The 26,948-nt window shown below is 50.7% G+C and carries 24 protein-coding genes and 5 pseudogenes; 7 read left to right on the top strand and 22 right to left on the bottom strand.

The window, feature by feature from the left end; genetic code table 11:
* Nucleotides 1-169: 169 nt before the first annotated feature.
* The 6 genes from NSB25_RS16250 to NSB25_RS16225 form a co-directional block, all read right to left on the bottom strand.
* A complete protein-coding gene (locus NSB25_RS16250) occupies nucleotides 170-5,563 on the bottom strand; it encodes an AAA family ATPase (RefSeq protein ID WP_103240617.1) in 5,394 nt (1,797 codons plus the stop codon).
* A gap of 313 nt (nucleotides 5,564-5,876) precedes the next feature.
* Complete coding sequence (locus NSB25_RS16245) at nucleotides 5,877-7,601, bottom strand: hypothetical protein (RefSeq protein WP_103240618.1); 1,725 nt, start codon at nucleotides 7,599-7,601, stop codon at nucleotides 5,877-5,879.
* On the bottom strand, nucleotides 7,583-8,902 hold the full coding sequence (locus tag NSB25_RS16240) for a hypothetical protein (protein ID WP_103240619.1): 1,320 nt from the start codon (nucleotides 8,900-8,902) through the stop codon (nucleotides 7,583-7,585). Before NSB25_RS16240 ends, NSB25_RS16245 begins: the two co-directional genes overlap by 19 nt.
* Nucleotides 8,903-9,020: 118 nt before the next feature.
* The gene (locus NSB25_RS16235; protein ID WP_146040093.1) at nucleotides 9,021-10,121 is read right to left on the bottom strand and encodes a hypothetical protein; all 1,101 of its coding nucleotides are present in this window, start codon (nucleotides 10,119-10,121) and stop codon (nucleotides 9,021-9,023) included.
* Between the two features lie 154 nt (nucleotides 10,122-10,275).
* Nucleotides 10,276-11,580, bottom strand: a complete 1,305-nt coding sequence (locus NSB25_RS16230) for a VirD4-like conjugal transfer protein, CD1115 family (RefSeq protein ID WP_103240621.1) — start codon at nucleotides 11,578-11,580, stop codon at nucleotides 10,276-10,278.
* Between the two features lie 106 nt (nucleotides 11,581-11,686).
* Nucleotides 11,687-12,283, bottom strand: coding sequence for a ClpP family protease (locus NSB25_RS16225; RefSeq protein WP_103240622.1), 597 nt, complete (start codon nucleotides 12,281-12,283; stop codon nucleotides 11,687-11,689).
* 298 nt (nucleotides 12,284-12,581) lie between these two features.
* Here NSB25_RS16225 and NSB25_RS16220 point away from each other — a divergent pair, with 298 nt between their 5' ends.
* The gene (locus NSB25_RS16220) at nucleotides 12,582-12,938 is read left to right on the top strand and encodes a helix-turn-helix domain-containing protein (protein WP_103240623.1); all 357 of its coding nucleotides are present in this window, start codon (nucleotides 12,582-12,584) and stop codon (nucleotides 12,936-12,938) included.
* A 47-nt stretch (nucleotides 12,939-12,985) separates the two neighbouring features.
* Here NSB25_RS16220 and NSB25_RS16215 read toward each other — a convergent pair whose 3' ends face one another.
* Nucleotides 12,986-13,219, bottom strand: coding sequence for a hypothetical protein (locus tag NSB25_RS16215; RefSeq protein WP_103240624.1), 234 nt, complete (start codon nucleotides 13,217-13,219; stop codon nucleotides 12,986-12,988).
* A 235-nt stretch (nucleotides 13,220-13,454) separates the two neighbouring features.
* Here NSB25_RS16215 and NSB25_RS29730 point away from each other — a divergent pair.
* The 3 pseudogenes from NSB25_RS29730 to NSB25_RS16200 form a co-directional block, all read left to right on the top strand.
* A pseudogene (locus NSB25_RS29730) lies at nucleotides 13,455-13,541 on the top strand (sigma-70 family RNA polymerase sigma factor); the annotation flags it as partial.
* Nucleotides 13,511-13,739: pseudogene (locus NSB25_RS16205) on the top strand (helix-turn-helix domain-containing protein). The pseudogenes NSB25_RS29730 and NSB25_RS16205, both read left to right, overlap by 31 nt.
* Nucleotides 13,740-13,816: 77 nt before the next feature.
* Nucleotides 13,817-14,314 (top strand): annotated as a pseudogene (locus tag NSB25_RS16200) (DUF4303 domain-containing protein); the annotation flags it as partial.
* On the opposite strand, the gene NSB25_RS29955 reads toward NSB25_RS16200, so the two are convergent.
* The 4 genes from NSB25_RS29955 to NSB25_RS16180 all read right to left on the bottom strand — a co-directional run bounded on the left by NSB25_RS29955 (nucleotide 14,259) and on the right by NSB25_RS16180 (nucleotide 17,049).
* Nucleotides 14,259-14,492, bottom strand: a complete 234-nt coding sequence (locus NSB25_RS29955; RefSeq protein ID WP_416386619.1) for a hypothetical protein — start codon at nucleotides 14,490-14,492, stop codon at nucleotides 14,259-14,261. The pseudogene NSB25_RS16200 and the gene NSB25_RS29955 overlap by 56 nt on opposite strands.
* A complete protein-coding gene (locus NSB25_RS16190; RefSeq protein WP_103240627.1) occupies nucleotides 14,474-14,734 on the bottom strand; it encodes a hypothetical protein in 261 nt (86 codons plus the stop codon). Before NSB25_RS16190 ends, NSB25_RS29955 begins: the two co-directional genes overlap by 19 nt.
* Nucleotides 14,735-15,223: 489 nt before the next feature.
* Nucleotides 15,224-15,565 (bottom strand): ECF transporter S component, encoded by a 342-nt coding sequence (locus tag NSB25_RS16185; RefSeq protein WP_242982486.1) that lies wholly within the window; start codon nucleotides 15,563-15,565, stop codon nucleotides 15,224-15,226.
* Between the two features lie 383 nt (nucleotides 15,566-15,948).
* Complete coding sequence (locus NSB25_RS16180; RefSeq protein ID WP_146040095.1) at nucleotides 15,949-17,049, bottom strand: hypothetical protein; 1,101 nt, start codon at nucleotides 17,047-17,049, stop codon at nucleotides 15,949-15,951.
* Nucleotides 17,050-17,214: 165 nt separating this feature from the next.
* Between NSB25_RS16180 and NSB25_RS16175 the strand changes: the two genes are divergently transcribed.
* Entirely contained in the window at nucleotides 17,215-17,850 is a 636-nt protein-coding gene (locus NSB25_RS16175; RefSeq protein WP_103240629.1) for a DarT1-associated NADAR antitoxin family protein, read from the top strand.
* Between the two features lie 7 nt (nucleotides 17,851-17,857).
* On the opposite strand, the gene NSB25_RS16170 is transcribed toward NSB25_RS16175, so the two are convergent.
* Complete coding sequence (locus tag NSB25_RS16170; protein ID WP_103240630.1) at nucleotides 17,858-19,111, bottom strand: MATE family efflux transporter; 1,254 nt, start codon at nucleotides 19,109-19,111, stop codon at nucleotides 17,858-17,860.
* Nucleotides 19,112-19,293: 182 nt separating this feature from the next.
* Between NSB25_RS16170 and NSB25_RS16165 the strand changes: the two genes are divergently transcribed.
* Complete coding sequence (locus NSB25_RS16165; RefSeq protein ID WP_103240631.1) at nucleotides 19,294-20,109, top strand: MerR family transcriptional regulator; 816 nt, start codon at nucleotides 19,294-19,296, stop codon at nucleotides 20,107-20,109.
* A 19-nt stretch (nucleotides 20,110-20,128) separates the two neighbouring features.
* Here the strand turns inward: NSB25_RS16165 and NSB25_RS16160 are convergent, their stop codons facing one another.
* The 10 genes and pseudogenes from NSB25_RS16160 to NSB25_RS16115 form a co-directional block, all read right to left on the bottom strand.
* A complete protein-coding gene (locus NSB25_RS16160) occupies nucleotides 20,129-21,298 on the bottom strand; it encodes an immunity protein Imm33 domain-containing protein (protein WP_103240632.1) in 1,170 nt (389 codons plus the stop codon).
* A 501-nt stretch (nucleotides 21,299-21,799) separates the two neighbouring features.
* Nucleotides 21,800-22,346, bottom strand: a pseudogene (locus NSB25_RS29725) (SMI1/KNR4 family protein); the annotation flags it as partial.
* A 125-nt stretch (nucleotides 22,347-22,471) separates the two neighbouring features.
* Entirely contained in the window at nucleotides 22,472-23,074 is a 603-nt protein-coding gene (locus NSB25_RS16150; protein WP_103240633.1) for a DNA-3-methyladenine glycosylase I, read from the bottom strand.
* Nucleotides 23,075-23,229: 155 nt separating this feature from the next.
* Nucleotides 23,230-23,487, bottom strand: a complete 258-nt coding sequence (locus tag NSB25_RS16145; RefSeq protein ID WP_103240634.1) for a TfoX/Sxy family protein — start codon at nucleotides 23,485-23,487, stop codon at nucleotides 23,230-23,232.
* A 324-nt stretch (nucleotides 23,488-23,811) separates the two neighbouring features.
* Nucleotides 23,812-24,180 (bottom strand): DUF4180 domain-containing protein, encoded by a 369-nt coding sequence (locus tag NSB25_RS16140; RefSeq protein WP_103240635.1) that lies wholly within the window; start codon nucleotides 24,178-24,180, stop codon nucleotides 23,812-23,814.
* An 89-nt stretch (nucleotides 24,181-24,269) separates the two neighbouring features.
* Nucleotides 24,270-24,620 (bottom strand): DUF2200 domain-containing protein, encoded by a 351-nt coding sequence (locus NSB25_RS16135; protein ID WP_103240636.1) that lies wholly within the window; start codon nucleotides 24,618-24,620, stop codon nucleotides 24,270-24,272.
* A 22-nt stretch (nucleotides 24,621-24,642) separates the two neighbouring features.
* Nucleotides 24,643-24,783, bottom strand: a complete 141-nt coding sequence (locus NSB25_RS16130) for a hypothetical protein (RefSeq protein WP_172455169.1) — start codon at nucleotides 24,781-24,783, stop codon at nucleotides 24,643-24,645.
* A gap of 29 nt (nucleotides 24,784-24,812) precedes the next feature.
* Entirely contained in the window at nucleotides 24,813-25,229 is a 417-nt protein-coding gene (locus NSB25_RS16125; RefSeq protein WP_330406152.1) for an iron chaperone, read from the bottom strand.
* 182 nt (nucleotides 25,230-25,411) lie between these two features.
* Nucleotides 25,412-25,825, bottom strand: a complete 414-nt coding sequence (locus NSB25_RS16120; RefSeq protein ID WP_103240649.1) for a DUF2871 domain-containing protein — start codon at nucleotides 25,823-25,825, stop codon at nucleotides 25,412-25,414.
* Between the two features lie 54 nt (nucleotides 25,826-25,879).
* Nucleotides 25,880-26,530, bottom strand: coding sequence for a sensor histidine kinase (locus NSB25_RS16115; protein ID WP_257479281.1), 651 nt, complete (start codon nucleotides 26,528-26,530; stop codon nucleotides 25,880-25,882).
* A gap of 215 nt (nucleotides 26,531-26,745) precedes the next feature.
* Here NSB25_RS16115 and NSB25_RS16110 point away from each other — a divergent pair.
* Nucleotides 26,746-26,948: pseudogene (locus NSB25_RS16110) on the top strand (hypothetical protein); the annotation flags it as partial.

Here is a 26,948-nt window from a genome sequence, read left to right as displayed (position 1 = left end):
ACAATAGTATAGCAGGCCCTTATATACAAATCCGTAATTATTACGGGCATTACCCGCCTCCTGTCGAACACATCAAAAGGGCTACCGCACGGTAAATTGTGTGGCAGCCCCCTGTTGACCGTTTATGATGCCGTTTTCAGTTGTCCCACCGGCCAGGACTGGTGCGCGTTCAATCCTGATAACCCAAATTCCTGCGATACCGCTTAGCCTGATATTCCATGGCGCCCATATAATTCAGCAGTTCCTTCTGAAGCTCCTTATCGTATATCTGAATAACCCGGTAAGCGCTTTCATTCTCCTCCAAAAACCTTTCCGCCAATTCATCCATCAGATACCATGCAAAAGGCATTCCCGCTTCCGCTGCCCTCTCCAGGTACAAGTCGATATATTCCCTTTTCAGCACAGCCAGATGCGTCACCCCTGCCTTGTCTGTCTTCACCTGATAACAGCCGATTTCCCCTTCTTCCACGATAATCAGATCCTTCACCTTTACCCGGGTATCTATCATTTCTGACAGCGCATCCTCGTAAAAATTGCAGAAACGGTTCTCGCCCTGACGGAAGACTTTCAGCTCCAGCATATCCAGATATCTCCGGGCAGCCTCCGGGCTTACAAACCGTCGGCAGCTTGCGCCCTGTCCATACGCAGCGGTAAACGCTTCCTGCAGATTCTCGGAAATACCCAGAGGTTTTTCCGCCTTTTTGACCGCGTAAAAATAATGTCTGCCCTCTGTCTCCGGCATGTCCTCTTCTTCCGGCCGGGTCTTGATCTGGGAATTAAAATAATATGGATAGACAGCATATCCAAAAGGAATCATGGTCTCTGCACCGGTCCCTATTGTTCTCATATAATCATTGTCCGAATCCAGAAAGCAGGTTTCCTCTACATACGGCACTTTGCTCCGAATGACTTCCTCCACCTTATCGCCCACCAATTCCTGCATATAAATCAGTGAGTAGGCAAGCGCCTGTACCTGATCCCAACATTTCTGCAGAAGCTGTATGGCCGCATTCCACTGCTGATTCAGAATCCGGTTTACGGATGTCCAGATGGCCTCTTTTTCAGACTCCGGCAGCACGTTTTCCGGGTACACCCCTGTCCGCGGCGCGAACATCTCAGGCACCACCATAAAGCGCTGGTCCATGGCATATCGGCAGACATATTCATAGGCAATATAAGTCGCTTTTTGCAGATCGCTCCCCGCGCCTACATTGATGCCCAGCTCCTTGCCCGTATAGAGCATCTCCGCAATACGCCCGGCAAAGCAGATACAGATCTGATCCAGAAAATCCTGGCCGGCATGGTATCTTGGCTGCCCCAGGGCATACCCGCCGTAAATCCCTCTGGATACGATTGTCACATAATCGACCTTCATGCCGTAGTAGTCCTGCAGCACTGCATGTCCTGCCTCATGGAAAGCGGTGGCTATATAGTTCCTGGGATCATGATTCTGCCGGGCAGCCCCGTCCGCCTCGTCATGTATCCGATTGAGCAGAAACCGCTCCGTGACGGCTTCGTTTTTATATACCGCCTCCGCCACAGATTCCTCGACAAATGTCTCGATTTCCGAAAAGTTTGTCCTCGTTCCGTACATCTTCAGGCTCAATGTTCTGGCGGTTCTTTCAGAAACCTTATCTTTCAGATTCTTCTTCTCCAAAACATGAAGGAGGAAGCTCAGTCGTTCTTCCATATCAGGATACCGGAAAGGAATTTTTGCGCTGAATCTCCTGGTAACCGCATCATCCAGCCTTTCCAGGGGATAGTTGGTAGCCGCCACCACATAGACTCCGTCGTTATCCGTCTCCAGGCCATCCATTTCTTTCAGGAATTTCTCCAGCACGTTTTCCTGTTCGCTGGTTATCGGGCCTTCTCTGTGCCTGGAAATGGCGTCAAACTCATCAATGAACAGGATGCAGGGCCTTTTCCGGCGTGCCGTCCGGAACATTTCTTCCATTTTGGCAATGCCATTTTTTGAGGCATTGCCGTCCTTTTGGGCATTGCCGTCTTTGCTGAGGAAATCCGCCCCTACCGCGGAAATGAACGACGCTCCTGACTCAAAGGCCATGGCCTTGGCGAACATGGTCTTGCCCATGCCCGGCGCGCCGTACATCAATATGCCAGTCATCAGCCTGGCTCCGGCGACCCGGTATTTCTCGGGATTTTTGATATTGTCGATACAGCGCTTTACCGCCTCTCTCACCTGTTCATTGCCAAAGATATCCGTCAATCGCACCTGGGGCTTTTCCGTCAGAAGATATTTTCTGTTCTGCCTCCTGGCTTCGGCATCCTCCGCCGCTGCCTCTTTTTCGCGCAGGTTGGTAAAACGGATTTCCAGCTCGCCGGATTCTTTCCTGTAATTGTAATCCACATCACAGGAAAGCCTCTTCCCTTCCCGGACAAGCGACTTCGCCATTTCCACAAAATACTGCCTGCCAAGAATTACCTCCAGCTCCGCCCTGTCAAGCGCCAGGCTATCCGTCGGATCGCTTTTATCCGTGGGTTGCGGCTCATATGGCACTGCCCGCAGGAAATCCGTAACGCCAAGAGCCAGAAGCGGCGCCTTGTCCTCCACATTTCCTCTGTCCACAACGATTACGGGAATGTTCGGTTTTGCTTCCGCCGTGATCTTCAGGCACTTATAGCTCTCTGTCGCTTTGTATTTCTTGGAATTTTCCCCCAAATCGATCAGGATTGCGTCATATCTGTCCTCTCTCCTGCGGCTGTTCCAATTGCAGCTTTGAAGAAATTTCCGGAAGCTCTTTTCATGCCCTTTTTCACTTTCTGCATGCTCTGCCAGGTCGCAGTCCGCCATCTGCCCCAATTCCTTCAGCGCCTTCTCCGGAAGGAAGCCGCTGCTGATACGGACAGTCTCGCCTGTGTACAGCGCCGTACCCTCTTCCGTGTATAGAAGGATCCGCGGCCTCTGTGTCATCTCAAAATATTTCCGGCTCTTCTCCGTTACCTCTACCGAGACAGACGCCTTATTTACTTCCCCCAGACTGCCGGGACAGTGTTTTCCCATATATTCCACTGCTTCCAGGAAATAATCCTCTGCCGTCTTTCGGGCATTTGCGCTGACAAATCTGGCATCGATTCTGTCCCCCTTGCTCAACAGATAAAGCTTGGGCAGTTTATCGTCATAGACAAGATTAAAGTGCAGATTATCCCGGTCCCTGCGTATCTGCTCCACAGCCTGGTTCACGGAATTCGCAAAGATTGCAGACATATTAAAATAGTCCAGGTGGTTGAACATAATGATCGTCCCGGACATAAAGCGGGAAATCAGCTCCGGCGCAAACTTTGACGCCTGAAGGCCTTCTATCACGGCAGAATCCGACAGCGCCGTCAGATTCACCTCGCTGTTATCTTCGTAGAGATCCCTGCCCTCATTTGTGGTAAATATGAGGATTGCGTCCTCGAAAGAAACCTGCTCATTATAATATTTATCTATGAGAACCGCCCCTTCCAGTATGCTCAGGAAAAGGAATCTGACCTGGGGACTGGCTTTCTCTATCTCATCAAAAAGCAGGACACATTTGGGGTTCTTCTTCACAAAATCCGTAAGCTGTCCGGGCTGCGCCGCTCTCCAGGTTCTTTCAAAGCCCACCAGCCCTGACACGGCATCGCTGCTTCCGCCTCCATAGGCAGACATGTCAAAACGCCGGTACTGATATCCCGCCTCCCGCATATCCTTAAGCCCCGCAAAGGTTTCCGCCAGATAGGTCTTGCCGGTTCCGGGAGGTCCCGCAAAGAGATAAAGGCCTGCGGGTTTGCCCGATACCTTCCCCCGGATCTGATAACGGATATAGCCGTCCACAAACTTCTCAACCGCCATATCCTGGCCCCTGACCCCGGCCCTCAGCCCATCCCGAAGCCTTTTGCGCAGGGCTATGACAGTATCAATTTCCTTTTTCGGAGATTCCTTCCTGGGCTTATTTGTCCTGTAGTATTTTATGATAGAAAGAAAATCTCTGCACCTATATCTGCCTGGATCCGGATTATAAAGCCTTTTCCCTGCAAGCGATACCAACAGGAAAATTGAACTGTATTCGGAAATTATCCCGCTGCGCACATCATCATCCGGAACGGGAAGAAATCTGTCTTCCGTCTCCCAGGGAATGGTAATCCGGTTGAGATAGAAAAAATCCCCGGCAAAAATTTCCCGCAGCTCGCTGAATATGGATACATCCGGGTCAGCCTGAAGGTTCAGATCATCCTTGACGGCAGTTTTCAGCACTTCATATTCTTTCCGCAGCTTCTCTGTAGGCAGAAGTTTCTCCAGTTCCCTATCCTCCAGTGAAAAAAATATACTGGCTGCATATAATACTTCGGCATTCGTCGCCTCCTTATATTCCGCTTTCACTTCATATGCAGCCTTCTCTGCCGCCGACAAACCGTATTTCCCCTGGATATCTTCCAGGATTCTCCGAAACTCATTCCATATCTTTTTCTCTTCGGCAGCCGCTGCAGTTTCCGGTTCTTTGGGATTTGCGCCGGTTTCGGAGGCTTCCGGAATCCGGTCGGAGCGCTCTGCATAAAACGCCCTGATATAGTCCCTGCACAACCTGAGCGCAGACTCCCGGTTCAGGCTGCCCGGGTCCGGTGTCTGCGGCGGAACGAAGGCCCTGTCTGCCCATATTTCGGCAACCTCCCTGTTGTCTCCCATATACCGGTATCTGCCGCTGCTGTCCTTCCCAAATTCCACATCCTGCATGTCCCTGCACTGCCAAAAGCTGAGTTTCCGGGCGCCGCCCTCACACGCCTCATAAAGTCTCATTTCGCGCAGCAGGACGTCTTCGTGCAGCGCGGAATGGAAGACGATTTTTTCATCGTCTTTGCTTATCTTCTTATACAGCCTGCCGTCCATCAATGCGCTGAATGTCACATTTTTTCCGTCTGTTTCAAGAAAAAGCTCCACTCCGTCATGATAATCACAGATTTTTACCCCAGGGCTGGGGTAGTAGAAATCGTCTATCTCTTCATAGCAGGGATAACAGCAGGTTCCCGCATAATACATCCGCTTTTCTTCTGTTTCCACCATGCCGTGGGAGAGAGGATATCCGAAAATACAGAGTTCTTCCTCATAATTGTCCGTGGGTATATAGCCGAATTCCGGTCCGAATATATATACCAGTGTATCGCGGCCGTTCCTCTTCGCATGCAGCCGGATATTAATGCGGTCAGCGTTGCCAAACCCATCAACCCCATATTTGTCGGCAACAAATCCCTCTGAAAACCGGATATCCGATATGTCTGTGTAGTGGTTTCCCTGATAGAAGATTTCCCTGACAGCGGCTTTATGTTCTTTACAGCAATACAACAGAGAAAGGATAACCTCCGCCTCATCGCAGCGGACAAAAAAGCCTTCTTCCTCCTCTCCATCATGTATCCGGAATCTGTCCTCTTTTCCGCACTGGTGAAACGCCCTTATCCAGTCCATTGCATCCTCATAAAATGCCTTGAAGTCTCCGGTCACTTCCATATGAACCGCAGAGCTTGGCGTGTTCCCTGTCCCCGAACAGTGAAAAATAGAAACATTGTACTGTCTGGTGGTACTGTCCATCTTGCTCTCCTCCTCCGGTATATTTTGATACGAAATTCTATTGTTATATTAACACATAGAAGACATAAAAACAACTGACAGCATATATTTTTATCGTGTCCGAACAGGAATAACAGCCAGCTGACTGCGAAGCCGTGAAAAGCAACGGCATGTCCGCCGCATCGCCTCCCTCCTTGGACCTCTAGAATACCTGCCCTTTGAAACCAGGGCGATATTTACGTCGTTCTCCGTAAAGCCTAATTGCAGCCCTCAAAATAATCCTCCGTCAGAGAAACAATCGTACAGCATCTTGCCCGGTACAGCTGAATAAGGCTCAATACTCCCTGTCCGCCATTTCCCGGGTATGGTGGAAGGAAACCGCAGCCTCAAGGCTTACTTCCATCTCTTCCACATTATCGAAAGCCCAGTTAAACGCGTTCCGGATATCGGCAGGCATTTCCATTTCCTCATTCAGGTTCTTCACCACCCGGCGCGGGCTGTCGCACCCGCGCTTGCAGTACCGCTTGAAATCCTCCAAAACCTCCTCATAGTTTTTCCTCTGTCTTTTGTGAAAGGTAGGATGCAGGCGGAACGCCCCTCCCACATCCCCGAGGAACTGTTCCCGGAACTTTTTGTCCAGGCGCAGATAGTCAAAGCAGTAGCAGGCCTCTGCCTTCTCATAAGCCTCCTTCAGCGCCTTTCCCATATCCGGCCTCTTCCCCGCCCGCTCATACAGTTCCCTGTAGTTCTCTTTCCCCGCAAGGAAGAAGACACATCCACTCGCTGTGTGTATGGCAAGCGGAATATAGAGATAGGGCGGCCGCTCCCTGTCCTGCTCCAGGCTCTCCCGAAGTTTGTCAGCCTGCTGGGGGGTCACATCCAACACGCAGAATCCCTGGCCTTCCATATGCCAGGCTCCGCTGCCCTCCCCGCCCGCCTGGTCCTTCCTGCAGAACTCATAGCCCTCCCTGCTGTCACAGTACGCCTCGAAGAGCCGCAGGGAAAAGTCCTGCTTCCGGGGCTCCTTTCCGGACTTCCTTGCCCCCTCCTGCCCTCTGGCGGGGTATCCGCTGTCCTGCAGCCATGTCTTGATCTTAATATGGAGCGCCATCTGCTCCAGATGGGCGGTCAGCCAGGGCAGGTAGTCCTCCCTCTTCTCATCCTCCCCGTTTTTCACAGTGATCTCCAGATGCTGCAGCCTGCCGGCAATTTCCGTCCCTCCGGCATCCCGTTCCTCCCGTATCAGCCTCGCCAGCTCAGCCAGCTTCTTTCCCACATTGGCCTTGATGCGGAAGTCTTCGCTCTGCCCGGCATCCGGATTCCCTGCCTGTTTCCCGTTCCCCGGCTCCTGCGCCCTCTCCGGATTCTTCCCGCTTTCTGCCTTCCCCGGCTTCACCGCGCCCGCCTCCAACAGCAGCGTTTCCAGCCACAAATGCCCGTCCGGCATGCTGTTATCCTTATAATAGATGTCCCGCTCAGCCAGGTACTGCGTCAGCCACAGATAATAGTCCGTGTCCGTGATCAGCCCCGCCATATAACCGGCATCGTTCCGCCAAAGCTCCTCCCAGAAATCACGGCGCTCCTTCTTGTCCTTCCCCGGCACCTCCCTTAGAAGCACATCTTTGGTTTTGTCCTGGTTCCTGGCCCTGGCCCACTCCGAGCATTCCTCCATTCCCATCGCTTTACCCAGCAGCTCCTTGATACGGGACTCGTCCCGGGGCCGTATGGGTTTCTCCGCCAAAAGCCATGGAAGTTTCTCCCAAAAGTCCCTGCCTTTCCCCGGCGCCTCCTCCAACAGCCTGCTCCATTCCGGATCCTCCCGCATAGCCTCTTCCAACAATTCCCTGATCCGGGACCTGCCCTTGGTCTGCAGGTGATTCCTGCGGCCATACTCCGAAAGCGACCTGTCAAGGCATTTCAGCAGCCCCGAAACATTCTCCGCCCAAAAAGCCCTGTAGAGAAAAGCCCTCTCACGTTCCCCTTCGCATTTGACCTGGTAATCGTAGATAATGTCATTGTAGAAAATCTCACGGATGCTGTTCACTGATTTTTCTTCCATTGCAGCCCCCTCTCATAACGTTCCGCCTGCCTGCAGGGGCCGTCGTAAATGCGGCTGTACACGTCCAATACCTTATTTGTATCCGCCATGGGGGAGAGCTCCCGCCCGATCAGATACAGGTCTACGATCATCTCCAGCTCCTGTGAAAAGTCCCGCAGCACCGCAGCATCGGCCTTCTCAAAGAGCGCCGCAAACCTCTTGCAGGCTTCCCGATACTCGGCCTTGCATGCAAAGCCTAAGGCAAGCCCGGCCAGGTAATCCCTCCGCTCGTACTCCTCTGCCATCCGCTCTAACTCGGCGGCCTCAAATGCGGCTTTGCTTTCGAAATCAGGGAACGGGTAAGGGTCATCGTCCTCATCATCATCCGCATAGGCATCATAATCATAATCGTCATAGTCATCATAATCCTCATAGGCATCCTCGTAGCCGTCATCGCCGTCCGGGCCGCCTTCGGCTCCCTCAGCATGGACATCGGTGTTTTCCCTGTTTTCGCAGCACACAGAGCCTTCCATTCCGTCCTCGCCGCTGCCATTCTCTGTCTGCACCGCTTTTTCTGCCCGGACTGCCCCTTCCTCCAGAGTCGTGTCTTTGTCCGGGGCTGTTCCTTCACCCGATTCCGCCGCTTCGTCCCGGGCGATCCCCTCGCCCCTTCCTTTCCGGCAAGAACCCGAAAGATGCCTGATAAAAATGCGTTTCATGTTTCCCTCATTGGTCATGGAATCAAGCCTGGTATCAGGCAGCTCCCACCAGGGACTCAGGGCGCTGTTGCTGAACAATCTCTCTGGATCAACAATGGTTTTATAGAGATGGAAGCCAAAGTGTGGGTCATAGCCCTCGTAGAGTTCATTCCTTTTGCTGCCGTCCGGCCCGACCATGACGCACCATCTCCTGGAAATCCGCCTGGCCTGTTCCAGAAGGAAAGCAAAATCCGTCCGCTCCTTCGACACGACACTGTTGGGATAGGCACGCATATACGCTCCCTCGTACAGACTGCAGCGCATAACCAGATAGAAGTAGAGGCCATACAGCTCCCGCCGCTCCCCAAGATAGGATTCCGCCAGGCTCTCTCCTGTAGCCGGATCCCTGTCCATATACTCCTGCAGCTTCTCCGCCCAGCCGCTCACGAGTTCCCCCACCAGAACACAGAGCTTCTCCTGACTAAAGTTTCCCTTCCCGTCCGTGATCTGCGGTCGGAAGGAGTATCCATGCCCCTTCATATGGCCTATCAGCCTGTCTGTCACCTCCTGGAGGCACAGCAGGTTCTTTTGGGAATTTCCCCAGTCTCCCTCCAATATTCTCATCCTTTTCTTACCTCTCCTCTCCTGAAATCGGGGATACCATGTGCGCCTTGTCTTAAAACAATCCGGCGGATTCCCGCAAGACGTCCCCACTGCATCTTGCGGAATCCTGTATGGGCTGTCACAGTTGGAAAAGATCCTCCTCAACCGGCAGATATGGCTCCACCCACAGCGTATACAGATACGCTACAGCCGCGTTCATCTCATTCATGGCATGGGCCATCCGTTCCCCGCAGATGTTCTTCTCCAGAAGCTCCCGGAAATCCCCAAAAGGCGTCTGGGCTGCCAGCGCGCTCAGGGACTGGGGACTCCAGTCATACCCAGGCAAAAATACCTGGCTGCGCACAGCTCTCGGCGCAAGCCCTTCGCTGCCGGGGTCCGGCGTATCCTCCGGATACTCTCCGGCCAGGGCGAGATAATGCCCATAAGGATCCGGGTACCCTCCGCCTTCCTCCATCAGCTTCCTTCCATCCAAACCGGGACAATACTTACCCAGAACCTCCCGGAAGCGCCTCGCGCTGTCCGCCTGCATCCCTCCCTGTTTTTCCAGACAGCAGGAAAGGGCGTCCATGCAGCGGAGAATATGGTCCACACGGCCAAATTCCTGCCGCGCGGCAATATAGCGCCTGAGGATGTCCGCCAACGCCTCCCCCAGGGGACTGGAGCCGTCGTGGCTCTTCAGGAAGCTCTGTACAAACAATCGGAAATCTGTCCGGGACGTTCCCGGCTTCCCCTCCTTTTCGGAAATAAATTCCGCCAGGGCATCCAGATACTGTCCCAGGGTCATCCTCATGCAGTGGTAGATGTCTTTGTTCTTCCCCCTGCCCTTCGCATGGTCCAACAGCATCAGCCCCAGCAGAATGACGGCGTTGACCGTGGCGGCGCTCCAGACGAGCCGACAGGGATTACAGGAGTCCTCCCCGGACAGTATGGTTTCCGGCTGGTCCCGCATGCGGCAGGCGGTATCGTAGAGTATCGCCAGCCTGAAGGTCTGGCTGAAGCCATGATAGGTATCCACGTCCACAGAGGGATGATCCCAGAACTTCCCTGTCAGTTCATTCATGGCATTCAAGTCTTCCCCTCCGCAGAAAAAATACCCCGCGGGGATTCCGGAAAATTTCCGTACCATCCGGACGGCGGCTTCCGGTGAGGATGCCCGGGATTCTGCCGCATATTGAAGTCGCTCCTCCAGTGTCAAAAGATCTTTGTTCTGTTTTTCCATGTTTACACCCTCCTGCCTGTTATCGGCTGACATTCCTTTCAATGTTTGCTCCTTCTTTTTGCAGCCGCCGTCCTGCCATCACCTTGCAGGAACCGGCCTTCTGCATCTTTTCCTGCTTTCTGCCATCTTAGCACACGCTAAAGAAAAAAACAACTTACAGCCCATCCCTCCCGAATACCGCTTCGCTCTCATCAACAGCCTGTTCCATCGCTTCCATCAGGCTGCGGTAGGCATCATCTCCATTCAGCTCGTACTTTACAGCCTTCCGCGGCTCGCTGCCCCGGGTGAAGAGGAACAGGCTGTCTAAGGGGAGGTTTAAGACCGTGGAAACCTGGCAGTTGAACTTTTCCGCAAAATACCTTGCCGTCCGGGTGTCTGTCCCACCCAGGTACAGGCAATGGTCGCAGTTATTGATGATGGTCTGGGCCTTTGCCTCTCCGTAGAGGCCCTCCAGCTGGGAAAGGCTCTGTACGATCAGGCTGACATAAATCTCCCGGGAACGGATCACGGAGATGATCTTGTCGAAATCAGGAATCAAGGTGTTGGTACTGAAATCGTCCAGAATAAATCGCACCGGTATGGGAAGCCGGCTGTCCGGCTGCCTGTCCGCAGCAGCCATAAGGTACTGCAGCGCCTGGGTATAGAACAGATTGATCAGGGCATCCTGACTGCGGTCGGAGTCGCTGACGGACAGGAACAGGACCGTCTTTCCCCTAAGGAACGCCCCCAGGTCCACCTGGCGCTGCATCCGGAACATCCGTTTCATGCCGGAGTAAGACACCACATCCAGGTGCTGGGCCAGGATCCCCTTGATGCTGGCGTCCATCCTGTCCGCCTTTGTATTCTGCTGCACCATCCTGAATTTCCGCGCAAAAGCGCAGTCCGGGTGCGCAATGCATTCCTCCGCCACCACGTCGTCCAGTTCGGCAGTCCCCATCTTCGTAAGGAAGGTATACGCCTGGTACAGGTCATGCTGCTTCCGGGGCAGCCGGTTCAGGACGAAAAGGAGGATGGCCTCCAGGTACATCTGGGCAGCCATGTCCCAGAAAGGATCTTTGGAGTTATTGCACGGGCAGATAGCCTGCGCCACTTTCTTGATGTCCTGCTCGTTGTAGTAATCGCCCTCCCGGTTGGCCTCGCTGTCCCGGCATTTCCGGATATAAGTCAGGGGATTGTAGCCCCAGGGAGTGGCGGCCGTGTCGGTGAAGTCCAGGTGCATGACCGTGTAGCCCTGCTTTTCCAGGTGACTGCCGTAGAGCCTGCGCAGATTCCCCTTGGTGTCGGCCACAATGAGGCTGTCCTGGGTATGGAGGATGTTGGGCACCACATAGCCCCTGGTTTTTCCGCCGCCGGAAGGCCCCACCACCAGGTCGTTGTTGTTAATCCCAGTGACCCAGGTGTCGTTGCTGACAGAAACACCCTTTGCAAGAATACGATTAGATCTGACATTGTGAAACATGCTTTCTTCTCCCTTCTGAAATTCCTCTGCGCTTTTTTCCGTTTTATAAAGGATGTGCCCCGGTGATGTCCGTTTTCCTTCCCGCGCCGACGGGTTCCTCCATAACCTAACAGCCCTCTGCCAGGCTTGTGATAATATGGTCCGCCAGGCCGAACTCCACGGCCTCCTCCGCCCGGAAATAGCTGTCAGTGGCTGTTTTGGCCAGAACTTCCTCCAGGGTTTTGCCGGAGTGTTCCGAGATGACCCTGGCAATAATCTGCCGGGTCTCCATCAGGTCATCGCTGACCGCTTTCAGCTTCAGGGCGCTGCCGCCGGTCTGGACGATCAGCGGGTCATGGATCACGATGCGGCTGTGGGGCAGCATATCCCGCCTGCTCCCTGATACAAAGAGCAGCGCCGCCATGGAGGCCGCCAGCCCCACACAGACCGTCCGGATGGGGCAGCTCACCGCCTGCATCACATCGTAGAGTGCCATGCCGCTATCCACGCTGCCGCCGGGGCTGTTGATGAAAAGGGTGATCTGTCCCTCCGGGTCCTGCCGCTGCAGGTAGCGCAGCTGACGGATCAGGGCATTCACCGAGGCTGCGTCCACTTCTCCCACCAACTCCACCTCCCGGTGGGACAGCATCTCATCCTGGATGGGAATGAGGTCGTAGCCGTGGGATGATTCCCTGATGATTCTTGCTTCGTTTGAGATGTACATAAGTCTGTTCCTCCTATTTTTAGTTCCGCATCATCCCGGCCTCTAACCAAAACCGGGCATAAAGGTTTGCAGGCGGGCTTCCGTAACTGTAATGCCATTCTATCAGATGCCGATCCGGGCATTTGTAAAAATTACGATCTGTCTGTACCAGGGAATCCCCTGTGCTGTCCGATTCCTTTTTCACCTATCCTGAAAGTAAATGTAACATACAGCATAGAAAAATAATGCGTTGTGCAGATTACACAAAATATTAGCTTTTAGTATGATTGGGGTATACTATAAGCATTGGAGGAATTCTATGGTGCAGCGACCATTGGGCAGGCGTATCCGGGAAGAACGTCTGAAACTGAATCTTACACAGGAAAAGTTAGCGGAAGATGTAAACCTCTCCATGGCATATATCGGGCAGATTGAACGCGGTGAGCGCAGCCTGACCCTGGATAATCTGGTGGCGGTGGCCAACCGGTTAGGCGTCACAGTGGATTACCTGCTTTCCGATTCCGTTATTCCGGATGAGGATGCGGAATATTTGATTTTGCGTCAATTACTGGCCGGCAGGACAAAGTCACAGAAAGCGTTGGCCGTCAACATGGTGAAGCTTATGTTTCGCCATCTGGACGAGAATTCCTTCCAGGACGGAAAAGGGGAAAACTAAAATTCCGCCTGGAAATGTAGGAAAATCACTTCACAGAGCCTTCTGGGTTATTGAGATAAGCATTTCAGAAGAAAACGGATCCCCTCCATAAACCCTCTGTTGAACAGCTCTTTTCCCAATTCGTCATAAAAATGGTTCAGTTCTTCCTCTATCCGCAGATACTCCTCACCGGAGATACGGGCTGCCAGCTCTGCGTACAGATGTTTTTCCCGCAGTTCCAGTTCCGGCGATTTTCCCGCAGCCCTGCGGATATAGATCGCGTCCGTAAAATACCCTTCCACGTCACATTCCTCCTCGTCTCATCTGATTGGTATGCCGGCAATAATCAATTTCTGATGCCTGGTGTCTATTATAGCAGGCCTGGCCTATATATTTGTAATTTTTACGAATCCAATCACCTTCCGCACTCGTCCCGGAATGTATAAAACTGCACAGCTCCTGCCCTGTGTCTTTTTTCAGCCATGCAGTTCGTTCAAAACTAACCTAATACTGAAAGAACTGACATTAATTCACGGCATTTTCCTTTACTTTTTCGGGGATTATACACAACAGGAAATCGGGGAAGTGTACGGATGCTGCCGGAGTACGGCCGGAATCCGAATCTTTTGCCCTATGAAACGATTGTCCGGGCGACCAGCAGAGAGCCAGAAGCCGTGGACGAGGTTTTACGGCATTACAGCAGGCATATCCGAATCTCCGCCATTGAAAACGGACATATTGGCAGAGATACAGAGGACAGCATAAAACCAGCGGCTTGTTGCTGCCCTGTTCAAATTCCGCTTTGATAAACAGGAAGTGTGAAAAGTTGCTTTCATGTTTGGGAAAAGGGATATATAATAAGCAATGACAAATCGAGATTTATAAAAAGAAAGGACAAGATGGATATGTGTACTGAAAAAGATAATGAGGAATTAATGGAAGCTCTTATAACCGCTGCCAGAGCGGCGTTTCTGTCTCTGAAAGAAACAACCAAAGAACATTTTTATTTTTATGTATTTGTATTTGATGAGGGAATGCACCCCTATATTTCAGCATGGTCTTACGAATCCTTGGAAAAATCCATAAAGGAACAGCAGATAACTGATGAGGACAAGAGCTGGTGGAAATGGGATAGCGCAGACTCTCCATATGCTGTTTATGGTTACGATGAGTTTTTTGGTGAAGTGGATGCATTGCTGGATCAAAGGGCAAGTAAATTATCCGATGATGAACTATATGAGACTGAGTGGAAAGTGCGGATTGAACTTATGGAGGAGGCTATGAAAAGGCTCGATGCTTCCGGATTGTTTGGAACCAGGAAAGAGCGGGAATGCGTGGTCATCAATGTAGAACAGGCTCCGCCTGATGGCGATGGTGCAGAATACGACCGGGCATTGCGATTGAATCCATCTTCGGTTCTGTTGTCGGAATATTTGGAAACCTGCGAGACCCCAGAAAGCGATTAGCCCGTAACAGTAAATTCCCGTTTACAGCTACATTATATGCCATTTTTCTTCTCAGACCTGACAAAACAGACGCTATTTTCTTCTGTTCCTCTATCGGTGGCAAATCAATTTCCAGATTTTCAATATCCGATGCTTTGATGGAAGGATATGTTGATACACTCTGTTTGTTCCGCCCCCATCATAATATTTTGTAAAATTATCCCACCAACTTGTATCACGCATTCCGTTTTCTGTCATGAGTTCGGTCAATGACATATCTGTTTCTTCATCCAAAGCAGTCGGGAAAGAAGTTGCCATGTAGCCCACCCAAAAATTTCGATTGGAAAAATCTATCTCTTGCAACGAAATCACTTTATTATTCCTCCAGCAAAATTCCAATTTATTTGGTTAGTTTACTGCCCCCGCCCCCCGACCTCTCCCAAAGAACAGAATGGAACGTTACGCAACAGGACTTCAAAAGGCGTCAATAACTCAAAAAAGCACTTGACAAAACGCTTCATGGGGTATGCTTCTCGGCATGCGCGCTGTCTGGGCTCCATTGTACCGGGGAACATGTGGCAGCATCTGCCTGCGGTATCCTGTGACTGCTCCTTCTCTTGGCACGCAGTCTGCCTGCAATTCCGGGAGCAGAGTACATTTTCGTTTCTATAATAAGTTTCTATAATAAATGAGCGCATCTGAAAGCTGTAACCACAGGTTTATATAAAATCATCGTAAACGCCGCATTTAGGCCGCCTTTCATCAAGTTAAAAGGAAGGAAAACCGGAATCAGCAATTCGGCAACCGCCTCCCTTGGATAGCCCATATAAACAGGGGTGATTAAATAATTCCAAAACAGCATTACCAGGACCATGCACCCCCACCCGCAAAACAGCCCGATAACAACTCCTGATCGTCTGGTTTTTTCCTGTAAACAAATGCAGCGGTACACGCAAAGGAACAGCTTGAAATAACATTCATCAGGAAACCCAGAATACCGGTTTCGCTGATGGTAAACATCTCCACCAAAGAAACAATTAATGCCACGGAAAAGGATGTGAGCGGACCGAAAATCAATCCCCCAATTGCAATGATAATATCCTTTGGATCGTATTTCAAAAAGAGTACAAGCGGAATACGTCCAGTTACGGCAGCCACATAGGCAAAGGCGCAGAGCATACCTGCTGTTGTGAGTTTCTTCATTTTAACTGTTCATAGAAAATACCTCTTAAAAAATGAACACCCAAAAGCAATGGAATGCCTTTCGGTGCTGCAATTTTAAGGTGTATTGAAAAATGTCAACAAAGCTTTGAACAGATAGGCAAAAAAGTGCATATGATCAGAATATTTCACCCTGCCTTGAAGATATTCATTCTATTCGGTTGTTGTTCCCCATTATAGATTTCTTTTCCGTCAATGTCAATAGAAACACTAAATTTTGTCCAAATACGGACGCATAAATTTACTTGCTTAGTAACTGGAAAACCTTGATTTTAAGGGCTTTGTATGCTATAGTATCCTTAAAATGAAAACTTACACTCAAATTGCATTTTGAACAGGGAGAGGTGGAAATGAAAAAAATCTTATCAGCCATTGCGTTCGTATCCATTGCCATGGTAACAGGCAGTATTGTCTCCTATGCAGTAAACCAAAGTTCCCCGGAAGTCCAGGGTACTGCACAGGAAAATCAAATGAATGTTACCTGCACGGTTTTGGGATGCACACAGACAGAAGTACATCAACACGGCCTTTGTGGAATTGTCGGCTGTACCCAGGCCGGCCAACACAGCCACGGCACTTGCAGCGTTGCGGGATGTACCGAAACTTCTGCTCACATGCATAACGGCCAGTACTGCTATCCCCACTCTGCTGATGACGGTCATGGGTATCATAACTGCGGTGTGGCAGGTTGTACTCTGGAAAACGAACACACCCACGGCGCCTGCGGCATCGACGGCTGTACACAGACCGGTGAACACAGCCATGACACCTGCAATATTGCGGGATGTACCGAAACTTCTGCTCACATGCATAACGGCCAGTACTGCTATCCCCACTCTGCTGATGACGGTCATGGGTATCATAACTGCGGTGTAGCAGGTTGCGCTCTGGAAAACGAACACACCCACGGCGCCTGCGGCATTGACGGCTGTACACAGACCGGTGAGCACAGCCACGGCACCTGCAGCGTTGCGGGTTGTACCGAAACAGCTGCTCACATGCACGACGGCCAGTACTGCTATCCCCACTCTGCGGATGACGGTCATGGATATCACAACTGCGGTGTAGCGGGTTGCACTCTGGAAGCTGCTCACGCACACGGACTTTGCGGCATTGACGGCTGTACACAGACCGGTAAACACAGCCACGGCACTTGCAGCGTTGCGGGATGTACCGAAACTTCTGCTCACATGCATAACGGCCAGTACTGCTATCCCCACTCTGCTGATGACGGTCATGGGTATCATAACTGCGGCGTAGCGGGATGCACAGATATGAGCAGCCACACCCATAATTCCTGCGGTGTTTCCGGTTGTACAGACATGAGCAGTCATACCCATAACTCCTGCGGCATTTCTGGTTGCACGGACATGAGCAGTCATACCCATAATTCCTGCGGTGTTTCCGGTTGCGCACAAACCGGCGAGCACAGCCATGGAGGAAACGGGCATCATCAATCCGGCCATAGACGCGGTCACCATTAACGAATGTTTTTGCAAACCGCCTGCGTATACATACAACCGTATATGCAGGCGGTTTCTTTGCAGAAAGATATACAAAATCCCCTGTGATCCGGACAGCCATATGAAAAATCTCACAGGGCCGAAACCTACTATCATTGGAGGTGTGTTATGGCCGAACGTCCTGCATTCAACATTGACCATGGAAAAGTTATCACCAAAATATATTCTTTTGAATGGTTCCCCGGTTTTTCGCTATCCCAAAAGCAGAAATCCATAGAAAGTCTGCACAATGCAATTTTGAGCGCAGACGCCCACTCCAGGCCCCTGGAAATCAGCACCAAGAGTCCGGCATCCATAGGGACAAAGTTAAGCGCATTTCGTCTCACTCTGAACAGCCATACCCTTGAGAATATCTTCCAAAGCGCCAAAGTCTTTGAGAACGGCGGTCCCTATTTGGATTTGCTTGAAGTATCGCCGAAGGAGGCAAAGCGGGACCAACGGCTCCAAAATTCCGGCAGTCTGACCGTGTTTCGTTATCAGGGCCAGGACTTCCCTTTGGTTCCCAAAACCGTATTCTACGATTTTATCTACATTGCCGCCGTAAGAGAATCCCTGAATGCAGAAGAAATCCAGGCAATTTCAACCTACAATACCTTTACGGACATTGAATTTAATCCCGCAAAAAGCATCAACACCCAGGCGAGAACCGCTGCGCTGATTCATCTCATTTTAGCGGAGTATGGATGCCTGCGGGATTTTTCAAAGGACGAATTTATCCAATACCACAAAGAGCATGTTGTCTGAAAGGTCCTCAATATTGATACCGTTTCCGATATTTCAAAAACATAAATACAGACAGGCACAGCGCCATCAGTTCCGCGGCAGGCGTGGCAAGCCAGATCCCATTGACCCCCAGCAGAGCGGGAAGCACCAACATGGTTATCAGCATAAACACAAAGGAGCGTGAAAAGGCCAGGACTGCGGAAATCATCCCGTTGGACAGCGCCGTAAACATTCCGCTGGCAAAGATATTGAACCCGATGAAGAACAGCGCAAGGGTACATATCTGGTTTCCGGTTACGGCCAGTTCATAAACCGGATTGTCCGGGCGGGCAAATACGGACACCAGTTTTTTCAGTTTTTCCTGATTTTTCTCCCCATAGTAATAGCTGATCATGGGCGCAACGCCATAAGAATAGCCGGTATAAAGGGAACTGGCAAACATAAGGACGTACATGATAATCGTCACGGCGGCAACACCGTTTTCCCCCACATAATGCAGCATGGTCCAGTTGAACATCATGGTGATGATGCCCGTGACCAGAGCGGTGGCCATTTCGGAGCAGCCGTTGGATGCCGCGCCTGCAAGGACTTTGAAGCGAAAGGCAGGCTTTGTAAAATGGAGCAGACTTTTCCTGCTGCTGAATACAAACAGGCCCACCAGGGCTGTCACGGAATACCCCAGACCAGTGGCCATGGCCGCTCCGCCGATTCCCAGGTCAAAAACGGCGATGAAAACATAATCCAGTACCATGTTCAGCACGCCTCCCGTTACGGAGCAGACCAGGGAAAGGGCTGCCTTCTCGGAGGCAATCATATAGAGGGTAAAGTTGTTCATCAGCAGAATGGGGATGGTAAACAGCAGATAGCGGCCCAGATACGCGGTACAGTAGCCCGCCACCTCCCCGGACACCTCCAGGCTTCCGAAAATGCTGTCCATGACGGCATATCCCAGAATGCACATCACCAGACCCACAATCACATTGACCAAAATCAGAAACGTGAAATCTTCCCTGGCCTCTCCTTCCTTATGCTCTCCCATCTTTTTCATAATCACTGCGCTGCCGCCTGTGGCAAGCATGGTGGAGATAGCAGTCACCAACTGGATCACCGGCGCTGTCAGGTTGATGGCCGACAAGGCCTGTGTCCCGATTAAATTTGACACAAACAGCCCGTCAACCATGGTGTAAAAAGACATAAATACCGACATGGCTATGGTGGGAACAGCAAATTTGAGAATGTTCCCCAGGGTCACCGGTTTACTGTAAGCATTTTGATTTTCCATAATTTTTCTCCTTATCCTCTTGTTTTTTTCCTGTATATGCCTTATCATAATCCATACAGTAACTGTACGGTCAAGAGGAAATTTGAAGATTAAAAGAAAACTTTCAACGACAAACCTACGGTTTGCAATCAAAATACAAATATGGATTGGTATGCGTGCCCAAGGTTCAGAGAGGTATAAAAATGGAGAAAAAAAGCAAACTGCTCACCATCGGACAATTTGCGTCCCTGCACGGCATCAATAAGAAAACGCTGATGTGGTACGATGAAATCGGCCTGTTTCATCCGGCGTTCATCCATCCCGAAAACGGATACCGGTATTACAGCTACCATCAAAGCTCCATCCTGGAAACCATTCTGCTGCTGCGGGAACTGGATGTGCCCATTGACGAAATCCAGGCATTTATGAAAAACCGTTCCGCGGCAAGCATGGAACAGCTTTTACAGGAAAAAATCAAAGATTTGGACCGGAATCTGGCCCATTTGAAAGCGGTTCGAAAAACCCTGATGTATCACCGGCAGAATATGCTGACTCTTCTGACTATAGACCTATCAGCAATCAATATTGTCGAAAAAGAGGCCCACAGTTTCGTCACTGTGGACGTAACCCCGGACACCTCCTTTGACAAACTGGTGGAGCTGATTACCAGCGAAACGCAGAAATATCAGCTGCGCCGCCTCCACGATGCCTCTTATGGGACCATGATTTCCGTGGAAAGTCTGTATAACGGGAAGTTTGATGATTATGCAAAAATGTTTATCGAGATACCCTTTCCCATAAAGAAAGACGGACTGCACATACAGCCCGCCGGGAAATATCTACAGGCTTTTTACAGAGACTCCCCTGAAAACGCCGTGCTGTGCTACCGGAAACTATTTGATTATGCCGCAAAAAACCAATTTACGCTGTCAGGCTTTTCTTATGAAATCATTCTCAATGAAAATGTGATTGACAGAATGGAGGATGCCCTTGTCCAGATTGAGATACCTGTATTGTAAAGGGAACATACAAGCCTTATCAAAAATACTCCGGATTCATAAAAATCACCACCAGACAGGCAGCCTTCCCCTCTGCGTCCAGCCCCCAGTAACCGCTGAAAATGCCGTCTCCCATTCCACTGGAAAACAAGACCGTCCTTAAGCCGCTTCCAGGCAGCTTCCACTCTAAGAAACTGGTACCACTGTTCTGAAACTGAGGAGCCGCTTCCAGACTCTCCTGAAAAAGGGCGGCAAAATAGTCCGTATACTTATTTTTTCCCGGATTCTCTTTCTCCCATTTTTCAAAAAACTGCCGACTCTCCCCGGAAACCTTCCCGTCCGCAAAGCAGGCAAGCCCCGTATCCACGCCGAAAAAGGTAAATGTGCCCGGCATCCCCAGTTCCTCTCTCTTCTTTCCCTTAGGCATGGCAATCTCATAGCGGGCAACCTGGTTATCGCTGACGGAAAGCCTTGCGGCGGCAAACCGGAGACCTGCAATCCGTGAGAGACACACCGACAGCTCCACCGGATAACTTCCCGCCGGGATCCTCTTATCCAGAACCGTTTCATACTGACTGCCCAGATAGGCCAGAGGGTCCGCCAATACCACCTCCCCGGTAGGAAAGTCCGCTTCTCCTGCCCGAACCACCCTGATTTTAGGACTTTCCGTGAAAAGCATTTCAAAAAATTCCGCCGGATAGTTCTCCTGGTTCAGAAATTTCAGGTTCTTCTCAAAGGCAATCTGGGCCGGATGCTTCACAGGTTCCCTGATTTCCTTTCCGGTTCTGGTATCCACAAAGTATTTTCCCGTTTTATCACAGCGAAATTCCAGATCGCTGCCCATGGGCATGTAGAACACATTTACCACTGTCGGCTCGATATTGGCCAAAGTATTGAAATCCACAATCTCCATGTTCTGAGCGTCATTTACGTATTCCTGGCTGTCCCTGTCCCCAAAGGCTACCCAACCGTTGCCATGCCCGCTGTCCTGCCGAAACAGCCATTTCAGCTTTGAGGTACCGTTCAGGATGGATTTGGTGACAATGGTTCCCCCGGCTCCCTGGATGTATACTTTGGTTTCCTGCCGCTCCTTTTGCTCCGTCTGCTCCTGTTTTTCCTGTGACAGGGTCTCTGCCGCCTGCTTTTCCGCACTCTGCTCTGCCTTGCTTTGCGCCTTTTTATCCTCTTTCTTCTTGCCGAATAATCCCATACTCTTTCCTCCTTCTTATCTTCCTTTTTCCGAAAATCCAGGCAGGCTTTTCAACCGCTCCCGTGCCGCCTCATCCCTTGCGGCAAACCTGGTGAAGCTGTCCCTCCAGTTCTGCCTTTGCGGACTCTGACAGAAACAGCCCGCCGTTTTTCTTCTGAATCTCCCCTGTCTTCTTCCTGCTTTTCAGCCAGTCTTCCACAAAGCCAGGCGCATAGCCCCCGGTGGAAAACCCATCTGCAGCCACCATCATCTGGGGATATATCTCCAGATACTGCTGCTCCGTCACGCCCGGAAAAGCATTTGTATAGAGCCAGAACTGGATATCATAGAGCAGCCAGGATTCCTTATCCCCGTGGAGCGCAAAAAATCCTTTGTCCTCCACGATTTGCTCTGCAATGTCCCGAATCCACCGCTCCGCGGCTTCCGGGGCGCCGCTCTTTCGACAAAGCTCCGCCAGAAGAGAGGAGAACGGCGCGGTGCGCACCAGGTCCAGATTTTCGGCTTTCTCCTCATCCGGGTCCGGCTCATAGACTTCCTCATTCACCAGTCCCCGGATGAAGTCCTCAAAGCTGTCTGCCAGAGGCGTAATCTCGTAATCATACTCCTGGTCAATATGCACAACCTTTGGCTCTCCCTGGGGCCCGCACTCCCGGTAATCCAGAAAAATCATATCATGTCCGGCACTGGGACAGTTACAGACAGCCACGCCGATATCCGGGTATTCCCACTCGTCGATCATAAATCGACTGCCCAGTCCCCCGCACAGGGAGTAAAGCTTCTCCCGGCCAATGCCAAAGATGCCTGTGATGGCCACATGATCCTCCGCCCAACTGGTGGGCACATCTGTGGGAAAACAGGTGTTTACCGGGATACCGCCATTGTGCCGCTTCATCAGCCAAATGTAGGAGGCAGGCAGTTTGTAACCCAGTTCCTGCTCCACACTTGCAATCAGTTCGTCAGAGGGAGGGTCACTGACATACTTCTCCCGCGCATACTCGCAATCCTCCCAAAAGTCCGTAAAATCAAATCCTTCAAACATCGTCATTCCTCCTTCTTTCTCCCGCCGGAAGCGCCAACCGTTTCCAACAGGACCAGTCCTCAGCTCCATGAAATCCGGCTAAATCCTGTCATGCAAATTCGATATGTTTCAAATGAAAAGAGAATACTGTCATCTCAGCCTTCGTTATCTCTCCGCTTACGAACTGTCTGGCTCCCCGCCATAACCTCCTGATACCGAAAACACTCGTCCACATGATCATTGACAATCCCGCAGGCCTGCAGATGGGAATATACCGTGACGGAACCGAGGTATTTGAATCCTCTTTTCTTCAAATCCCTGCTCACCGCATCGGAAAGCCCATTCCTCGCCGGAATCCCGCCCTTCTGATGCCCCATATACAGGATCATCTTTCCTTTTGAAAATCCCCATAAATAATCACTGAACGTACCAAACGCTTCCCGGACCTTCAAAAAGCATCCTGCATTATGGATAACCGCCTCTATCTTCCTCCGTGACCTTATCATCCCTTCTGTCTCCATAATCCTCCGGATGTCCGTTTCCGTATAATCTGCCACCTTCTGGAAATCAAACCCGTCAAAACATTCCCGGAATATCTCCCTCTTCTGTATCATCATATTCCAGTTCAGGCCACACTGCATGGCTTCCATCATCAGAAATTCAAACTGTTTCCTGTCATCATGCAGAGGGATCCCCCATTCCTCATCATGGTATTTTATCATCTTTTCATTACAGAGACACCATGCACACCGTTTCATATCCGTCCCTCCTGCCACACGCTCACTGTTCTTCTCACAGCAATCCTTTCTGGTATTCCGTATCCAGAACTATCCTGTGAAAATCCTTCATCCGTTTCTCTTCCATCAGCTTCACAATCGGTAAATTCCAAAAAACTCCTTCGAACACTCCGCCGTCATCGCTTCAAAAAATCGCTGAACTCTTTCAGCTCCTTTTTCCGGCTCTCCGGAAGGCTGTTGAACTCCACATTGCAGACCGCTCCCTCCAATGCATACAAATGCACCAGACAGACATTCGGATACCTTTCCTTCAATTTCAGGAAAGCCTGTTCCGCACCTGAACGGACCAGCTCTTCCGCCGAACCAATCCCAACAGAATCCAGCTTCTTTGCCATCGCCTTGCCAATATTCATCATAGATGTTAATTCCGCCATATTTTTCTCCTGTATCGCTCCTATAGCCACCGGGTCTCAGTTCACTGGCTCTTCGGCGGCCTCTTCCCACTACCAATCATAGCAGAAAAAGGCCGCCATATCAATCAGATTTCAGAGCCGGTAATCTTACAAAGGGACAGAACCCCAAAAATATTATTTGTGAAGGTATAAAGTGGAAATTATATATAAAGATACAAAGATTTTTAAAGAAAAACAGTACGAAAACTATTCCGCAATGGTGATAAAAAACTTTAATTGAATTTATGTTTGGTAAAATAACATGCAGAATCAATCTACAGAAAAACTGGAATCTGTACACGCCTGTTATTGTGTCTCTGTCAACTTCTGCACTGCCTCTTCCTTCGTTGCCACAAAGAAAAAGTCTTTCCCCTGGTTCGACTCATAGATAAAATCTTTCAGCGGCTTACTGGTATAATGCGAATACTCACCATAAACAGCTACTTTCACATGATAATTCACAAACTTCTGGAGAATCTCGCCCGCCATACCTGTACTAAGGATGAAAAACTCCTCACATACCGCATCTTTATCAATGACAATCCTTTCCGCACCTGTCTCATATTTCACAGTCATCGCCAGATCCAGAGCCGACTGTGTATCAACAATCACCATCTCATCACCGGAAATGACTGCAATATCAATCCCGTTATCCTTTAAATGTTCAATATTCATAATGTCCTCCTTACCTCAAACCTGCAGTACAAATTCCAGTTAAGGGTAGATTCTACAGGACAATAGATAAATTGTCAAGCGCCGCCTCATTATTTACGCAGTATTTTGTCCATGGCCTTCCCCCTGGCAAGCTCGTCGATCAGTTTATCCAGATAGCGTATCTCCTGCATCAGAGGCTCTTCAATATCTTCTACCCTGACACCGCAGACCACACCTTTGATCATCCTCCTTTTTTCATTCAGCTCCGGGGCATCCCGGAAGAAATCCCCATAAGGCACCGGCCTTTCCAGCATCTCTTCCAGTTCCGGCTGACTGTATCCGGTAAGCCAGCGGATCACCTCGTCAACCTCCTGCCTTGTCCGCCCCTTTTTCTCTGCCTTATTGACAAGCAGATGATAAACTTTTGAAAAATCCATCTGATATATTTTCTCATTTCCCATAAGATACTGATACTCCTCCAGACTATATTCCCGGCATCGCCTCTGCCGGCCTGACGCCTTCAGCGTTTGCCGGCCGAAAAGCCGGCCGCTTCTTCCCTTTCCGCACCGGCAGAAAAGAAACAAAGGGCTTCCCATCAAAAAAGTATAATACATCCTGCTCCATTTCCAGAATCCTCCAAATGTTTCTTACTCCTACGGATGATTTCCCGTCCTGTAACACCACCCGGCAATATCAGAGACCAGTTCCGCCGGAACCGGCCTGCTGTATGGGAGCTGTATAGTCCCCTTACTGGTCCTGTAATCTTTCAGACGTTCGGAAAATTCTCTGACAGCCTCCGGACCCGGATACAGGCCCACATGTTTCTTAAACCCGGCGAACTGAATGATATTATGCCCTTTCCAAAAAGTCGGCATACTCCATGAAATCCGTTCCTCCGCCTCCGGCAGCGCCGCACAGAGCGCTTTCCTTATTTCCTTCAGATATTCCCGCACCTCTTCCGGCTGTGCCGCAATGTATTCATCCACCGTTTCCGGCGCTTTTCCACAATAATGGCTCTGCTCCTGCCTCTTAAAAGTACGCCCGCACTTCGGACACATCCACATCTTCATTCCTCCTGCCTCATTACATTTTCTTTGAACTCAAATTATTCATTCCCGCTCTCCTGCCCCGTTTATGCTACCGAAAGCTGCTTTATTTCTTTATCGGATCATGAATGTACTGTCAAAGACACTGGTATCAATTCGCTTTGAGGGAGCAGGCCCTGTGGCCTAAAGATGCAGCGGCAATCTTTTTACCCAGCCGCATGCTTCCTGATCTGCAGCAGCACCAGGATAAGGCTGACCCCGGTCAGGATATGCCCGATTCCTGAGATTCCGGAGATGGACGCGTCCATGGCGGAGCTAAGCGCTGTCCCCCACACCTGGTTCAGCCCCCGCATCAGGAACCCCAGCCCTGTCACATTCAGTCCGATGTGATAAATCACCAGGATTTTTCCGGTATTCCTGTTGGAAAACCCAAACCCTTTCTCCGCCAGCATCAGCAGGAAAAAGAATACCATCCCCAGCAGGAAATAATGGGTGTGCATCACGGCCAGATTTGTCACGCCGTTAAATTGGCTGAATTTCGTGTACTCCCTATAGAATACACCGCACACCATGGCCACGGCTGCATAGACAATCGCCAAATTTGCATACCTCTTTGTCATTTTGTATCTCTCCTTTCTCAGATTCCAAGTTTTTTCTGTGATACAGTGCCGCAACTACCCAAGGAACAAATGAACCGACAGTTCCTCCCCCTCCAGAGAGGCGTTCACTTCCCCTCCGTGGAGTTCCAGGATGCGCTTTACAATGGCCAGTCCCAGCCCGGAACTTCTGGCATCGCTCCTGGCCTTGTCTCCCCGGTAAAAGCGCTCAAACATCTGATCCGGCTCCAGGCTGCGGGCATCCGCTACCCGGTTGGAGATGCAGATATGGAGGCGGCCCCTATCCTGCGCCGTGACGGTTACCGGGGCGGAGGGGTCAGCGTATCTGCGGGCATTGTCCAGGAGGTTCTGGAATGCCCGAATCATCTGCCCGGTGTTGATATCGGCCGGGTAGGCCCTCGCCTCCAGTTCCCAGGAAAGGGTCAGCCCCTCTGCCTCCATAAGAATCTTGTTCTCGTATAAGATATGCCGCAGCAGCTCCATTACGTCCCTCCTCTCCATGTCAGGGACTTTGTCTGCAGCGTTCAGCTTTGTATACTCGAACAGTTCGTCTATCAGCACGTTCAGCCCCTCCAGACGCCGTTCCACCACCTCCATGTATTCGTCGAACTTCTGTCTGTCCCCCGGCCCCGTCTCCTTTAGCAGTTCCACATAGCCGATGATAGAGGTCAGGGGGCTGCGCAGATCATGGGAGACATTGGTAATCAGTTCGTTTTTGCTCCTAAGCTGCCTCCTCTCCCTTTCCTCCTTTTCCCGAAGATAACTTCTCGGAATCTTCAGCCCTTATTTCATGGTGCTTTCAGAACCTATTTTTCAAAAATCACCCACTTTTTTCTCTAAAACACTTGACAAACCAGTCAAAAAATGCGGCGCTTCGCGCCCCTTGATCAATAAGTACATTTTTTGATTGGAGGCGATTTTTGATGTTACCTTATAACCCTGGCGGTCATGCCGCCTTTCAGGATACTTTCGTATCCCAGTTCCTTAAATTTTACCCTGATCCCTTTGTGCTTCCCAAAAGCACCTGGGACTATATCGTGCAGTTCTGGTACCTCGACCTTTCCCAGACGGATTCCATCATGCGGGACTGCTACTCTGTCTTTGGCTCGCCGCCACGGCTCCCTTC

It is taken from the genome of Acetatifactor muris (genome assembly GCF_024623325.1).
Lineage (GTDB): Bacteria > Bacillota > Clostridia > Lachnospirales > Lachnospiraceae > Acetatifactor > Acetatifactor muris.
Note: the sequence above shows the minus strand (reverse complement) of the source record. Positions and strands in the feature narration are given on the sequence as shown.

Bases quoted from the DNA above. Each gene is read 5' to 3' on its own strand.
- NSB25_RS16250 (WP_103240617.1), bottom strand. From the start codon at position 5,563: ATGGACAGTACCACCAGACAGTACAATGTTTCTATTTTTCACTGTTCG.
- NSB25_RS16140 (WP_103240635.1), bottom strand. From the start codon at position 24,180: ATGAATATTGAACATTTAAAGGATAACGGGATTGATATTGCAGTCATT.
- NSB25_RS16160 (WP_103240632.1), bottom strand. From the start codon at position 21,298: ATGGGATTATTCGGCAAGAAGAAAGAGGATAAAAAGGCGCAAAGCAAG.
- NSB25_RS16125 (WP_330406152.1), bottom strand. From the start codon at position 25,229: ATGAAGATGTGGATGTGTCCGAAGTGCGGGCGTACTTTTAAGAGGCAG.
- NSB25_RS16165 (WP_103240631.1), top strand. From the start codon at position 19,294: ATGGAGAAAAAAAGCAAACTGCTCACCATCGGACAATTTGCGTCCCTG.
- NSB25_RS16225 (WP_103240622.1), bottom strand. From the start codon at position 12,283: ATGTACATCTCAAACGAAGCAAGAATCATCAGGGAATCATCCCACGGC.
- NSB25_RS16120 (WP_103240649.1), bottom strand. From the start codon at position 25,825: ATGACAAAGAGGTATGCAAATTTGGCGATTGTCTATGCAGCCGTGGCC.
- NSB25_RS16180 (WP_146040095.1), bottom strand. From the start codon at position 17,049: ATGGCCGGATTGATGATGCCCGTTTCCTCCATGGCTGTGCTCGCCGGT.
- NSB25_RS16240 (WP_103240619.1), bottom strand. From the start codon at position 8,902: ATGAGAATATTGGAGGGAGACTGGGGAAATTCCCAAAAGAACCTGCTG.
- NSB25_RS16135 (WP_103240636.1), bottom strand. From the start codon at position 24,620: ATGGGAAATGAGAAAATATATCAGATGGATTTTTCAAAAGTTTATCAT.
- NSB25_RS16230 (WP_103240621.1), bottom strand. From the start codon at position 11,580: ATGTTTCACAATGTCAGATCTAATCGTATTCTTGCAAAGGGTGTTTCT.
- NSB25_RS16185 (WP_242982486.1), bottom strand. From the start codon at position 15,565: ATGAAGAAACTCACAACAGCAGGTATGCTCTGCGCCTTTGCCTATGTG.
- NSB25_RS16235 (WP_146040093.1), bottom strand. From the start codon at position 10,121: ATGGAAAAACAGAACAAAGATCTTTTGACACTGGAGGAGCGACTTCAA.
- NSB25_RS16130 (WP_172455169.1), bottom strand. From the start codon at position 24,783: ATGGAGCAGGATGTATTATACTTTTTTGATGGGAAGCCCTTTGTTTCT.
- NSB25_RS16170 (WP_103240630.1), bottom strand. From the start codon at position 19,111: ATGGAAAATCAAAATGCTTACAGTAAACCGGTGACCCTGGGGAACATT.
- NSB25_RS16175 (WP_103240629.1), top strand. From the start codon at position 17,215: ATGGCCGAACGTCCTGCATTCAACATTGACCATGGAAAAGTTATCACC.
- NSB25_RS16220 (WP_103240623.1), top strand. From the start codon at position 12,582: ATGGTGCAGCGACCATTGGGCAGGCGTATCCGGGAAGAACGTCTGAAA.
- NSB25_RS16150 (WP_103240633.1), bottom strand. From the start codon at position 23,074: ATGAAACGGTGTGCATGGTGTCTCTGTAATGAAAAGATGATAAAATAC.
- NSB25_RS16245 (WP_103240618.1), bottom strand. From the start codon at position 7,601: ATGGAAGAAAAATCAGTGAACAGCATCCGTGAGATTTTCTACAATGAC.
- NSB25_RS16145 (WP_103240634.1), bottom strand. From the start codon at position 23,487: ATGGCGGAATTAACATCTATGATGAATATTGGCAAGGCGATGGCAAAG.